The organism is Thiocapsa sp. (assembly GCF_035467215.1).
Lineage (GTDB): Bacteria > Pseudomonadota > Gammaproteobacteria > Chromatiales > Chromatiaceae > Thiocapsa.
The window spans coordinates 1-12,506 of the sequence record NZ_DATITZ010000127.1 but is presented as its reverse complement, the minus strand read 5'-3'; the positions used below and the strand labels follow the sequence as shown (position 1 = coordinate 12,506).

Below are 12,506 nucleotides of genomic sequence, written 5' to 3'. Positions count from 1 at the left end.
GGGTTCCATGGCGCGATCTCCGGAGTGGGAACGGCCGAACGCGCCGGCGCTTGGGCCGGGGTTGCGCGAGACGGCTGATGTGCGGAAGGGGGCGCGCGGCTCGGGTCGTCGACGGATTCCATCCCCGGATCGACCTGCTGTGCTTAGCGGATCGTGTCGAGGGCGCGCGTCGCTGCAGCAACGATGTTGGGCGGAAGCGGAATGTAGCCCAACGCCTCGGCGATCGGCTGCCCCTCGTTCAGGGCCCAGGTCACGGCGGCCTCGAGTGCCGTCGCCTTCTCCGATTCCGGGTACTGCCCATAGAGCAACAACCAAGACAGACTCAAGATCGGGTAGGCATCCGGTGCCTCTGGATCCGGAACAAAGAGTCGCAGATCCTCGGGCATGCGGGCCGCCGCTGCCGCTTCGAGTGTGCTCCGACCGCTCGCGGCGTCCGGCTGGACGAAGTTGCCGGCTTGATTCTGCAAGGTCGCCATCGGCAGTCCCAAGCGCTTTGCAAAGAAGTATTCGACGTAGCCGATCGAGCCATGGCTGATCTTGATCTTGTGCGCGACCCCCTCGTTGCCGGTCCCCGTCATGGCACCGCCCGGCCAGTCGAGCAGTGTTCCGACTCCCGGGCCTTCGTAGCGCCAGGCCGGCTTGATGGTGCCCAGATGGTTGGTGAAGACGAAGGTGGTGCCGGAGCTGTCGCGACGCACCACCGTTTGGATGAGCTTCGAGGGAAGCTCGAGGTGCGGATTGGCCGCGACGATTCGGGGATCGTCCCACTTCCAGATCCTGCCCTTGAAGATGTCGACATAGACGTCCCGGGGTAGACGCAGCTCCCCTTCGATCCCGGGCAGGTTGTAGGCGAGCACCACCATGCCGGCGGTGACCGGGATCAGCGTCGCGCCGCGGGCCACTTGGGCGATCTGCTCGTCCGTCATGGCCGAGTCGCTGGCAGCGAAGTCGACCGACTCGGCGATGAAGCGATTGACGCCCTCGCCGCTGCCCACGCCTTCGTAACTGAAGCGCGCTTCGGATTGCTTGTCGTTGTAACGGCGAATCCACTCTTGGTAGAGCGGCTCGGGGAAGGTCGCGCCGGCCCCGGAGATCTGTAGCCCGGTCTGGGAATCCGTCGTCGTTTCGGTCGATTCGCCGCCGCATGCCGCCACCAAGACCGCAACAAAGATCGCCGAAGCGGCCCGCGTGACCCCAAGAAACCTCGTCATGGCCCGTCCTCGTGAACTGAAAGTGATGTGCCGGTCGCGGTGCCCGCGCGGGGCGGGCTTCGGTGGCCGGATCAGCTGAACTCGCCCGAGACGTACTGCTTGGTGAGCTCCTCTTGGGGGTCCTCGAAGATCCGGCGGGTCTCGCCCATCTCCACTAGATAGCCGGTCCGGCCACCCCCGGAGATGTCCACGCCGAAGAAGGCCGTGGTATCGGCCACGCGGGTTGCCTGCTGCATGTTGTGTGTCACCAAGGCGACCGTGTAGCGCTCCTTGAGCTCGAGCATGAGTTGCTCGACCTGGCGGGTCGCGATGGGGTCGAGGGCGGAGCAGGGCTCGTCCATCAGCAGGACATCGGGCTCCGTGGCGATCGCCCGGGCGATGCACAGCCGCTGTTGTTGACCGCCGGAGAGGGACAGACCGCTCTTGTTGAGCTTGTCCTTGACCTCTTTCCAGAGTGCGGCGCGCTCCAGGGCCTTCTGCACACGTTCCTCCACGTCGCCTTTGTAGCGGTTCAGGCGCAGCCCGAAGGCGACGTTGTCGTAGATGCTCATCGAGAAGGGATTCGGCTGCTGGAAGACCATGCCGATGTAACGGCGGACCACTACCGGGTCGACCGTTTTGCCGTAGACGTCCTGCCCGTGATACTTGACGTGTCCCTCGAACCGGAAGCTCGGGATGAGATCGTTCATCCGATTCAGGCTGCGCAGCACCGTACTCTTGCCGCAGCCGGACGGGCCGATAAAGCCGGTGATCTTGCCCTTCTCGATCGGGACATGGCTGTTGCGCACGGCGAGAAAATCGCCGTAGAAGACCTTCTGCAGTTGGCAGTCGATCACCGCGTCGCCGATCGGGGAGAAGGCCGCCGCCCTCGGCGCCATTGCTTCTGCCGTTGCGCTCATCACTGATACCTCGGAATGGGTTACACCTTGGACTGCCCGATGAGGCGCGCCAGGATATTGAAGACAAGGACGATGAGAACCAGCACCAAGGAGGCGGCCCAGGCCAGCTCGATCTGGTTGTCGAAGGGCATGGATGAGAAGTTGTAGATGAGGATGGACAGCGAGGCGGTCGGCTCCATCAGCTCCGACATGAAGTAGTTGCTGAAGAGCGCGGTGAAGAGCAGCGGCGCGGACTCGCCCGCCGCGCCGGCCACGGCCAGCATGATGCCGGTCAGGATGCCGGGCAGGCCGGTCGGCAGCACCACCTTCCAGATCACCTGACTGCGGGTGCAGCCCATGCCGTAGGCGGCATCCGTCATCTTTTTGGGCACCTGCTTCATGGACTCCTCTGCGGCCAGCACCACGGTCGGCAGCATGAGCACCGCCAAGGCGACGCCGCCGGCAACCGCCGAGTAGCCGAAGTTGATGACCAGCACGGCGTAGGTGAAAACGCCCGCCAGGATCGAGGGAAAGCCGGTCAGGGTCTTGGCCACGAAACGCGAGGTTCCGGCCAACGGGCTGTGGGGGTCGAGGATCGCCAGATAGATGGCCGCGAGTAGACCGATCGGGACACTGATGGCGGTTGCGATGGCGACCATCACCAACGTGCCGATGATGGCGTTGGCAAAGCCGCCGCCCATCTCGAAGCCGGCCGGCGGCAGCGCGGTCAGGGCCTCGATGTCCAAACGGGCGCCGCCTTCGGCCACCAACATGATGATGACCGAGAAGAGCGGGATGCTGCCGAGGATGGCGATCCCCCAGGTCAAACCCGTCAGGACTCCGCTGGTGAGTGCCCGCAGCTCGAAGGGTCGGCGCTCCAGGCTCAGGCGCTGCGTCTCTTGTGGCCGCGATGTCAGGTCGATGTCGCTCATGCCTTGCCCTCGAACTTGCGGACCGTGTATTGCTGGATGCCGAATCCGACGATGTTGACGATCAGCGTGATCAAGAGGAGCACCACGGCGGTATACATGAGCGCCTGGACCTCGATCTGGCCGGCCTCCGGGAAGCTCGAGGCAAGGAGCGAGGCCAGGGTGTTGGCCGGTGCGAACAACGACAGATTGATCTGGTTGCTGTTGCCGATGAGCATCGCCAGTGCCATGGTCTCGCCGAGCGCGCGTCCGAAGCCCAGCACCAGTGCGGCCAGGATCCCGGAGGAGGCGGTCGGCAACATCACCTTGAGGATCGCTTCCCAGCGTGTCGTGCCCATCCCGTAGGCCGCCTCCTTGACCTTGTAGGGGATGCGCCGGAAGGCATCGACCGTGATCGCCGCGACCGTCGGCAGGATCATGATGGCGAGCACCAAGGCCGCGGGCGCCATGCCCGGACCGCTCAGCTCGGTGCCGAAGATCGGGATAAAGCCGAGCTCGCTGTGCAGCCATTCGGCCACGGGGCGCAGCATCGGGATGACGACATAGATGCCCCAGAGGCCGTAGACCACGGAGGGGATCGCGGCGAGCAGCTCGACGATGGTCCGAAAGACCGCGGCGAGCCGGGCATGGATGAAGTCTTGGGTGAGAAAGATGGCGATGGCGACGCCGAAGGTCCCGCCGAGGATCAAGGCCAGGAAGGAGCTGTAGAGGGTTCCCCAAATCTCGGGCAGGACGCCGAATTCCTGTGTGCCGACGTTCCAGGTCGTGCCCGAGACGAAGCTCAGGCCATGCTGAGCCATGGCCGGCAATGCCAGTCCGCCGATCTCCCAGAGGATGTAGAGGATGAGGACGACGATCAGGGCCGCGCAGGAGAGCGCGATAATGCGAAAGATCGAATCGGCAAGATAGTCGCCTCCGGAGGGGGGTCCGGAGACACTGCTTGCCGAATCGGCATGCTGGAATGGATTCACGGCCATGGGTTTGACTCTGCCTGGATGTGCGTCGATCGGAAGGAAGGACCGGCGGTCTGCTCAGCCTTGCCGGGCGGATCGGATGCGGTGGCTCCATCCGTCCGGATCGCCTGTGACGGCGAACCGGACGGAGGATCCGCACGGGCGCTTCTGCCGGCTCAACCCATGTCGACCGGCGCGCCCCATCCCCCCCTGACATGCTCCGAAGCCCCGGGTCCAGTCGTGCTGACGGACTACTGGATCAGCGCGGAGACCTCACGGACCTTCTCGACCACATTCGCGGGCAGCGGGATGTAGCCCATCGAATCGGCACTCTTCTGACCCTCGGTCAGGACGTACTCGACCAGGTCACGCGCCACCTTGGCCTTCTCGGCGTCCTGGGTCTCCGGGAAGAGGAGCCAGGTGTAGCTGACGATCGGGTAGGCGTCATCGCCCGCCGGGTCCATGATCCAGGCGCGCAGATCCGGGACATTCGAGCCCGGTAGATTGCCGGCGGGGAACTCGGCGGTCGCCAAGGCGGCCGCTCCGGTCTCGGCACCGGCTGCCACGAAGGTGCCGGCCTGGTTCTCGAGCACCGCTGTCGGGGCCTTGGTCAGCTTCGCGAAACCGTACTCGATATAGCCGATCGAGCCCGGGGTCTGCTTGACGGTGGCCGTGACGCCGTCGTTCTTGGGCGCCTTCACGAACTTGGTGCTCTTCGGCCATTGCGGGGACTTTTCCTGGCCGATGCTCGTCTTGAACGACTCGCTGATCTCGGCCAGATGGCCGGTAAAGACGTACGTCGTGCCGGAGGAGTCGGAACGGACCACCACCGTGATCTCTTGATCCGGCAGCTCGACGCCCGGGTTGGCGGCGGCGATCTTCGGATCGTTCCACTTGGTGATCTCGCCCGAGAAGATGGCCGGATAGACGTCGCGCGGAAGCTTGAGCTCATCCACACCCTTCAAGTTGTAGGTCAGGACGATCTCGCCGGCGGTCATCGGGAGCAGCACGACGCCGTTCTTCGCCTGCGCGGTCTCCTCGTCGCTCATGGCTGCGTCGCTGCCAGCGAAGTCCACGACCTGATTGACGAAGTCCTGAATCCCGGCGCCGCTGCCCTTGGATTGATAGTCGACCCGCACCCCCTTGTTCGCCGAGCTGAAGTCCTTGAACCATTTGGCGTAAATGGGCGCTGGAAAGCTCGCGCCCGAGCCCATGAGCTTGACGTCGGCAAGGGCGGCAGGCGAGACGGCGGCTACCGAAAGGCCGCCGGCGATTGCGATTGTTTTCAACAGCGAGGAGATTCGCATGAGTTAGGAGCCTCCGGGGGATAGTGTCGGGTGTGATGGATTCGCCGAGCACGATTGTCCCGAAAGTGTCTGCCAAATCCGTGACGCCGACGTGATGATTGCATGACGGTTTCAAGCCGGTTTGGGTGTGGCCGGTTCGTTCAGACCGCTTCGCTGCGGGACAGCAGGCGGAGCCGGCTCGGCCGCGCGACATTCGCCCGATAGAGCAGCCCGGCAACCACCGCGGTAAACGGGGCGACGGTGATGAGCCCGAAGCTCCCGACGAGGATGTTGAGGGTCTCGGCGGCGACGAAGGGCGCGTTGAGTATGTTCTCCGCCGGCAGGCCCTTCGCCATGAAGAGCAGGAACATGCAGATGTGACTGCTCGAATAGGCGAGCAGCAGCGTGGTGGTCATGGTCCCGATGACCGCGCGACCGACACGCAGTCCCGACGCGATATGCTCCAAGACACCGATGTCGCTGCCGCAAGCAACGCGGTGGCGGACAGACTGAGGATCAAATGTCGGTGTTTCACTTGCCTTCTCTCTACTTCTCGTCATAGTTGGCCCAGGATGGACGGGGCCGGCGGACCGTTCGGGACGCGACCAAGGTGTCGGGCGTTCCCCGATCGGCACGGCGCAATCTACAGAAAGACCCTTACCTTCTTGTGACAATATGCCGAACGTTCCGCGACGTCTGCTGCTGCTTCTCCTGATCCTGTCGGCGCCCGTGCGGGCACAAATGGACGCCGCTGCGGAGGGTTCCGGGCCGCTCGGCTCCGACACTCCTCCCGCACCGGCCGTCCCCGCGGCCTTGCAGCCTTGGATTCCCTGGGTCCTGGAAGGTGGGCCCGAGGGGCAGGATCAACGTCTCTGTCCGATCGATCCGGCCGACGGCACACGCCTCTGCGCTTGGCCGGGACGTCTGGATCTGGCGCTGAGCGGGGAGGGCGGGACATTCGCTCAGGTCTGGCAGGTCCTGGCCGAGTCCGCGGTGCCGCTGCCGGGCGATGCGGATGCCTGGCCGCTCGGGGTCCAGGCGGGCGGGGCAGCACTGCCGGTGATCCAACGCGATGGCCGGCCGACGGTGACGCTCGCCGCTGGGGTGCATCGGGTGACCGGGCGCTTCGTTTGGGACCGTCCGCCGGACGCGCTCGTGATCCCGCCGATGATCGGGTTGGTGTCGCTGGTGCGCGATGGCGTCGCGTTGCCGACACCGCGTCTGGACCGGACCAATCGTCTTTGGCTCGGTGACCCTGCCGGGTCCGAGACCGAGCGCTCGGGCGATCGCCTGAGCCTGGAGGTCTACCGACGCATCCAAGACAGTCTGCCTCTCGAGATCCTGACCCGGCTTCGACTGGAGGTGTCCGGTGGCGCGCGCGAGGTGCGGCTGGCCCCGGTGCTCTTGCCCGGCGGGATCCCCTTGCGGATCGACAGCCCCTTGCCGGCACGACTCGAAGAGGACGGCATGCTGCGGGTGCAGGTGCGTCCCGGGCGCTGGGTGCTGGATGTCGTGGAGCATCACCAGGGTGACCTGTCCGAGCTGTCGCGTCCCGAGACCGGCGCACCTTGGCCGGAGCTTGAGATCTGGGCCTTCGCGGCTGAACCCGCGCTGCGGCGGGTGGAACCGTCGGGCCTCGACCCCGTGGATCCGCGTCAGACCGGGATCCCGGAGGAGTGGTCGCGTCTGCCGGTCTATCGGGTCGAGCCGGGTGGCGTCCTGCGTCTGACCGAGCAGGTCCGCGGGGATCCGGATCCCGGGCCGGACCGTTTGCGACTGGATCGCGAGCTTTGGCTCGACTTCGACGGCAAGGGCTACAGCGTGCAGGATCGCATCGGCGGTCAGTTGTCGCGCGGGTGGCGCCTGGACGCCGGCCCGGCGCTCGAGATGGGCGCCGTGAGCGTCGACGGGCGACCCGTGCTCATCACGCGCCTGAACGACGCCGCTTCGCCCGGGGTGGAGGTCAGGCGGGGCAGCCTGGATGTGGTCGCCGATGCTCGGCTCGAGTCGGCACCCGGACGCGTTCCAGCCTCAGGCTGGGCGACCGAGTTCGAGAACGTCGACGCGCGGCTCTATCTGCCGCCGGGTTGGGATCTCTTGACGGTCCAAGGCGTCGACAATCTTCCGAGCACCTGGATCGGCCGCTGGAGCCTGTTGGATCTCTTTCTGGTCCTGATCACGGCACTGGGTATCGGCCGGATCTGGGGCTGGGGTTGGGCGCTGCTTGCCCTTCTCACGCTGGGTCTGACCTGGCAGGCGCCCGGTGCGCCGCGGCTGATCTGGCTGAACCTGCTCGCCGCCGCGGCCCTGCTGCGGTTGATCCCGGAGGCACCCGTGCGTAGCGGTCTTCAGCGCCTGCGGACCCTGACAACGGTCTATTTCCGATTGGCCTTGTTGGGGCTCTTGGTGATCGGACTACCGTTCCTGGTGACCGAGGTCCGCGACGGGCTCTTTCCGCATCTGGAGCGCCCCTGGATGGCGTTGGGGGAGGCGGGCTCCGGCACGCAGACCACGGCTCCCGCGCCTGCGTTCGAGCTGCGCAGCGCGATGGACATGGAGGCGATGTCGAAACGCGAGCGTCTTTCCGGTGCCTTGTCGGAACCCGCGGCCCCGATGCCCCAGCCCATCGATCTCATGGATCCCGATGCGCGTCTCCAGACCGGAGCCGGCATCCCGGACTGGCGCTGGAACAGCGTCGATCTGCGTTGGAGCGGACCCGTCGGCGAGGACGAATCGGCACAACTTTGGTTGCTGACACCGACCTTGAATCTGGTGCTCTCGCTCCTCGGCGCCGTTCTCTTGGTGCTGCTCGGTCTGCGGTTGGCCGGGCTCCTCGGCAGTCGCGGGACACCGGGTGCGGGTCTCGCCCTGCTGGTCGCCTTGGGCCTGGGGACGGCGGTCGGCAGCGAACCGGCCTCGGCCGAGGATCTGCCGAGCCCCGCGCTGCTCGAGGAGCTTCGCACCCGTCTGCTCGCCCCGCCGGACTGTCTGCCGCACTGTGTCGATCTGTCGCTCATGGTCCTCGCGGCGGACCCGGATCGGCTGGTGCTGGATCTGACCTTGGATGCCGCGGTCGCGGTCGCGGCACCCGTTCCGGGCGGGGCAGGGGGCTGGCTGCCGACCGAGATCCGCGTGGACGGCGAGCCTTCGGACGGACTGCGCCAAGACACGGCCGGTCGGCTCCTGCTGATGCTCCCGGCAGGCCGACATGAGGTCCGACTCGTCGGCCCGCTGGCGAGCCGCGATCAGGTCGAGATCCCGCTTCCGATGCCGCCTCGGTTGATCCGGGCCACCGTCGAGGGCTGGAACCTCGAAGGGCTGGATGCCGGCGGGCGTGCCGGTGCCCAGATTCGCTTGGTCCGTGTCTCCGACACCGGCGCCCCGCAGGAGGTGTCGCTCGCGCAGGGTGCTTTACCGCCGCTGCTGCGCGTCGAGCGGACACTGCGGATGGGGATCGACTGGCGTGTGGACACTCGCGTGCAGCGTTTGTCGCCGAGCGCGTTTCCGGTCTTGATCCCGGTGCCGCTGCTGCCGGGCGAGTCGGTGCAGACGCCCGGGGTACAGGTCGAGGGTGCGGCGGTTCTCGCGGACCTGCCCGCGGGGCGATCTGAGGTGACTTGGTCGTCGCGCCTGGAGCCGACCCGCGAGTTGAGCCTGGTCGCTTCCTTGGATCCGCGCCTGAGCGAAGACTGGCGTCTCGACGTAGGACCGCTCTGGCATCTGGAGTACGCGGGCATCGCTCCGATCCATCGGCTGGGTCCGGCCGAGCGCTGGCTGCCCAACTGGCGTCCCCTGCCGGGCGAGACCTTGGTCCTGACCCTCACCCGACCACCGGGCGTCCCCGGGCCGACATTGACCATCGATCGCGTCGACACGCGGGTCGAGCCCGGCCAGCGCGGAACCCTTTCGACCCTGACCCTGGCGATCCGCAGCAGCCAAGGCGGCAGCCATGTCGTCCGGCTGCCCGACGCCGCCGAGCCGATCGCCTTCAGTCTGGACGGTCGCAGCCTTCCGCTGCCCGATACGGCGCCGGAGGTCGAGCTTCCGCTCACGCCCGGCTCGACTCGAGTCGAGCTGACCTGGCGCGAGGCGCAGCCGCTGACCTTCGGCTACCGCCCGAGCGTGCCGGATCTGCGCTGCCCGGTGGTCAACCTGAATCTCGCGCTGAGCCTGCCGGAGGATCGCTGGGTGCTCTGGACCTGGGGTCCACGGATCGGGCCGGCCGTGCTCTTCTGGGGGATCCTGCTGGTGCTGATCGGGCTGGCCGCGGGTCTGGGTCGCAGCCCCTTGACACCCTTGCGCGTGCACGATTGGCTCCTGCTCGGTATCGGACTCATCCTGGCCGAGGTTTGGGTCGTGCTGCTGGTCATCGGCTGGCTCTTCGCGCTCGGTCTGCGGCATCGCTTGGACCCGCTCGCACGTTCGGCATGGCGCTTCAACCTGATTCAGATCGGGCTCGTCATCCTGACGCTCTTCGCCCTTGCGGGTCTCCTCGGCGCCGTTCAACAGGGTCTGCTCGGCACGCCCGAGATGCAGATCATGGGGAACGGATCGACCGCGACCACGCTCACTTGGTACCAGGATCGCGGCGGTCCCGAATTGCCGGAGGTGTGGGTGCTCTCGGCCCCCATGTGGGTCTACCGCGCCCTCATGCTCGCCTGGGCGCTTTGGCTCGCGATGCGTCTGCTCGACTGGCTGCGCTGGGGCTGGGAGGGGCTTTCGAAGCCTCTGATCTGGCGCGAGCGACTCGCTTCCGAGCCGAAGCGGCGCACGCCCGAGGCGAGGGAGATGCGGCTGGATCTTTGAACCTAAACCGCGCCGGATTCAGGTCGACCTAGGCTCGTCAACCACCGCGGTGTCGACCGCACGCCAAACGAGGCGCTCGTGGCCGACGCCGACGACAGCGAAGGCATGCAGGTCCGTCAAAGCATAGCGCTCGCGCAAGGCGGCGCCGTAGCGTCGGGCTTGCGCCTCGGCCTCGTCGAGCTTGGCGGCGACCAGGGGCAGGGCGGCGAGCGTCTCGCGGGGGTGAGCACGCACTTGCTCTCCGCTGAGGCCCAAGTCTTTGAGTCCGAGATATTTGAGCTCCAGCAGCAGGTCAAGCGCCCGGACGCGGCGCATATCGGGGCGCACGATCAGGGCGAGATCCACATATCCGCGCTGGGTCTCCAGCTCCGAAACCATCATGTAAAGCCGGTCGTTGAACAGGAGCGTGAGGAATGCGGTCTTCAGCAGAAGCTCGTTGCTCCAGCGGTAGTCGCGATTGGAGAGGATCTTGAAATAGCGCTGCTCGATGAAGTCGCATACAGGTGCGAGGTCGGCCTGCAAATAGACCGTCTCGGACCTGCGTTGAATGGTCTCGCGGTCGTCGTAGGTGGGAAGCCAGAGCTCCTGGAGACGCTCGACATAGAGCGCGCGAGCGACCAGATTGGGGATCGCCAGCCGCAGTTTGCCGAGCACGCCCTCGCCGGCCAACGTCATGATGCCGAAATAATAGAGCAGCGAGGCCATGAAGGGTTGATCCTTCACCGCATGGAGCATGTCGGCCACGCCGAAGTGCCGCGCCAGTTGCGGGATGGTCACGCCCTCGGTGTTGCTCAGGGCCTCGATCAAGAGGGCCTCGCCATGCGGCAGCCGCGCGATATAGACGAGCTTCGCGCGGTCCATCGCCAGATTCTCATCGAGCATTCGGCGCGGATACCGTCCGCGTTTGCCGAGATGTTCCAAGAAGTAGAGGCTCAGGGTCGGGTTGTAGATCCGGGCTTCGGCGTCTTCGCTGAAGCGATAACCGTTGTAGAAGGTGCGCATGGTGTCCAGCGCCTCGGCGTGCGACCAGTCGGCGCCGTCGCTTGCCAGGCGGGTCAGCACGGCGGCGATTTCCGGCTCGGTGAAGCCGCAGAGGTCGTTGAGCTCGGGCTCGAGATAGATGTTCTTGGCGACGTTGTAGCCGCTCGTCATGTCGCTCAGGACGACCGGCGAGACGCCGGTGATGAACACCCGATCGAGCCCCTGGCCGCCGGCACCGGCCTTGACCGCTTTGAAGACGGTCTTCAGAAGACCTTCGCCGTAGAGCAGCGCCTCGTATTGCTCGCGCTTCGCCATCAGGACCTCGTTGGCGAAGTTGTCGTACTCGTCGATCAGCAGATAGAGCTTGTGCGGGGTCTGGGAGACCACTGTCAAGGCCGACTCGAAGGTTGAGATGGCGTTATCGGCGTGCAGGACGATTGGCTTCGTCAGCTGGTCTGCATAGTCTTGCTGGAATCGCAGGATACGGTCGTTGATGTGTTGGTGCAGCGCAGCCTCGATGTCCCCAACCTCGCCCTGCGCCTTGACCAGCGAGAAATCCCACCGCATGACGAAAAAGCGGCTGTGAGACGGCGTGGGGTCGCGACCGATGGCGAGCGATCCGAACATGGCGTCGAACTGCTCGGCCCGGCCGAGATCGTAGTAGCATTCCAACATCGACAGCAGCAGGCTCTTGCCGAATCGTCGCGGGCGGATGAAGAGCAGCTGATCGCCCGAGGCTTCCAGCAGCGGGATGCGATCGGTGCGGTCCTGGTAGAAATAGCCTTCGCGGATCAGCTTGCCGAAGTCGCTTAATCCATAAGGAAATCTCATCGCGCACCTGCTCCGGGTGGGTGGATCGTGCATCGAACATAGCACGCTTCGATGCGGTGTTGGAGTCGGTCGGGGCACCGCTCTGCAAGGGTTATTCGGCTGCTCGGCGTGTCGTTTCCATCACAGCGGGGGCTGATTGTGAGTCGTTTGGTCGTTTTCAGCTTCTTCCGCTATTCGGGGCTGCGTATCCCCGATGCCTTCCTGCGGATGGGCTTTCAGCGGTTTCTGATGGATCGCCGTCTGCCGACCGGCCGGATCCACCTGATGGGCTGCGGCAGCGGCGACGGGTTCTCCGTGGTGCCGGATCTCGGTGCTTACTGCCTGATGCGGGTATTCGCGGATCCCGAGGACGAGGCGCGACTGCGACGGACCCGCTTCTATCGAGCGGTCGCCGACGCGAGCATCGAGCAGCTCCACTTTGCGCTGACGCCGGTTTCCGGGCGCGGAACCTGGGGCGGCGAAGCGCTCTTCGACTATCGAGGCCGACAGCAGCCGGATCGGCCTCTCGTCGTCCTTACCCGTGCGCGGGTCGCTCCGACCCGGGCGCGCTCCTTCTGGAACAGCGTCCCCGAGATCCGCCGCCAACTGCGCGACACGCCGGGTTGTCCCTACCACATCGGATTCGGAGAGC

8 protein-coding genes and 1 pseudogene are annotated in these 12,506 nt (G+C 65.8%); 2 read left to right on the top strand and 7 right to left on the bottom strand.

Annotation, left to right across the window (positions count from 1 at the left end; all coding sequences use genetic code 11):
• Positions 1–143: 143 nt before the first annotated feature.
• The 6 genes from pstS (VLR48_RS07370) to VLR48_RS07345 all read right to left on the bottom strand — a co-directional run bounded on the left by pstS (VLR48_RS07370) (position 144) and on the right by VLR48_RS07345 (position 5,724).
• A complete protein-coding gene (gene pstS / locus VLR48_RS07370) occupies positions 144–1,211 on the bottom strand; it encodes a phosphate ABC transporter substrate-binding protein PstS (protein WP_325291160.1) in 1,068 nt (355 codons plus the stop codon).
• Between the two features lie 71 nt (positions 1,212–1,282).
• On the bottom strand, positions 1,283–2,089 hold the full coding sequence (gene pstB, locus VLR48_RS07365; RefSeq protein WP_414718593.1) for a phosphate ABC transporter ATP-binding protein PstB: 807 nt from the start codon (positions 2,087–2,089) through the stop codon (positions 1,283–1,285).
• Positions 2,090–2,130: 41 nt separating this feature from the next.
• On the bottom strand, positions 2,131–3,021 hold the full coding sequence (gene pstA, locus VLR48_RS07360) for a phosphate ABC transporter permease PstA (RefSeq protein ID WP_325291158.1): 891 nt from the start codon (positions 3,019–3,021) through the stop codon (positions 2,131–2,133).
• On the bottom strand, positions 3,018–3,995 hold the full coding sequence (gene pstC / locus VLR48_RS07355; RefSeq protein ID WP_325291157.1) for a phosphate ABC transporter permease subunit PstC: 978 nt from the start codon (positions 3,993–3,995) through the stop codon (positions 3,018–3,020). The genes pstA and pstC overlap by 4 nt, the downstream gene beginning before the upstream one ends.
• 227 nt (positions 3,996–4,222) lie before the next feature.
• Positions 4,223–5,278 carry a phosphate ABC transporter substrate-binding protein PstS gene (gene pstS / locus VLR48_RS07350; protein ID WP_414718592.1) on the bottom strand — a complete coding sequence of 352 codons (1,056 nt, stop codon included), beginning with the start codon at positions 5,276–5,278 and terminating at the stop codon, positions 4,223–4,225.
• 140 nt (positions 5,279–5,418) lie between these two features.
• Entirely contained in the window at positions 5,419–5,724 is a 306-nt protein-coding gene (locus tag VLR48_RS07345; RefSeq protein WP_325291155.1) for a YibE/F family protein, read from the bottom strand.
• A 208-nt stretch (positions 5,725–5,932) separates the two neighbouring features.
• On the opposite strand from VLR48_RS07345, the gene VLR48_RS07340 reads away from it, so the two are divergent.
• The gene (locus tag VLR48_RS07340; protein WP_325291154.1) at positions 5,933–10,063 is read left to right on the top strand and encodes a hypothetical protein; all 4,131 of its coding nucleotides are present in this window, start codon (positions 5,933–5,935) and stop codon (positions 10,061–10,063) included.
• 18 nt (positions 10,064–10,081) lie between these two features.
• Here the strand turns inward: VLR48_RS07340 and VLR48_RS07335 are convergent, their stop codons facing one another.
• Entirely contained in the window at positions 10,082–11,875 is a 1,794-nt protein-coding gene (locus tag VLR48_RS07335; protein ID WP_325291153.1) for an AAA family ATPase, read from the bottom strand.
• Between the two features lie 138 nt (positions 11,876–12,013).
• Here VLR48_RS07335 and VLR48_RS07330 point away from each other — a divergent pair.
• Positions 12,014–12,506, top strand: a pseudogene (locus VLR48_RS07330) (aminodeoxychorismate lyase); the annotation flags it as partial.

Coding starts and splice junctions, on each gene's coding strand:
- pstS (WP_325291160.1), bottom strand. CDS start 1,211: ATGACGAGGTTTCTTGGGGTCACGCGGGCCGCTTCGGCGATCTTTGTT.
- VLR48_RS07335 (WP_325291153.1), bottom strand. CDS start 11,875: ATGAGATTTCCTTATGGATTAAGCGACTTCGGCAAGCTGATCCGCGAA.
- pstB (WP_414718593.1), bottom strand. CDS start 2,089: ATGGCGCCGAGGGCGGCGGCCTTCTCCCCGATCGGCGACGCGGTGATC.
- pstS (WP_414718592.1), bottom strand. CDS start 5,278: ATGCGAATCTCCTCGCTGTTGAAAACAATCGCAATCGCCGGCGGCCTT.
- pstA (WP_325291158.1), bottom strand. CDS start 3,021: ATGAGCGACATCGACCTGACATCGCGGCCACAAGAGACGCAGCGCCTG.
- VLR48_RS07340 (WP_325291154.1), top strand. CDS start 5,933: ATGCCGAACGTTCCGCGACGTCTGCTGCTGCTTCTCCTGATCCTGTCG.
- pstC (WP_325291157.1), bottom strand. CDS start 3,995: ATGGCCGTGAATCCATTCCAGCATGCCGATTCGGCAAGCAGTGTCTCC.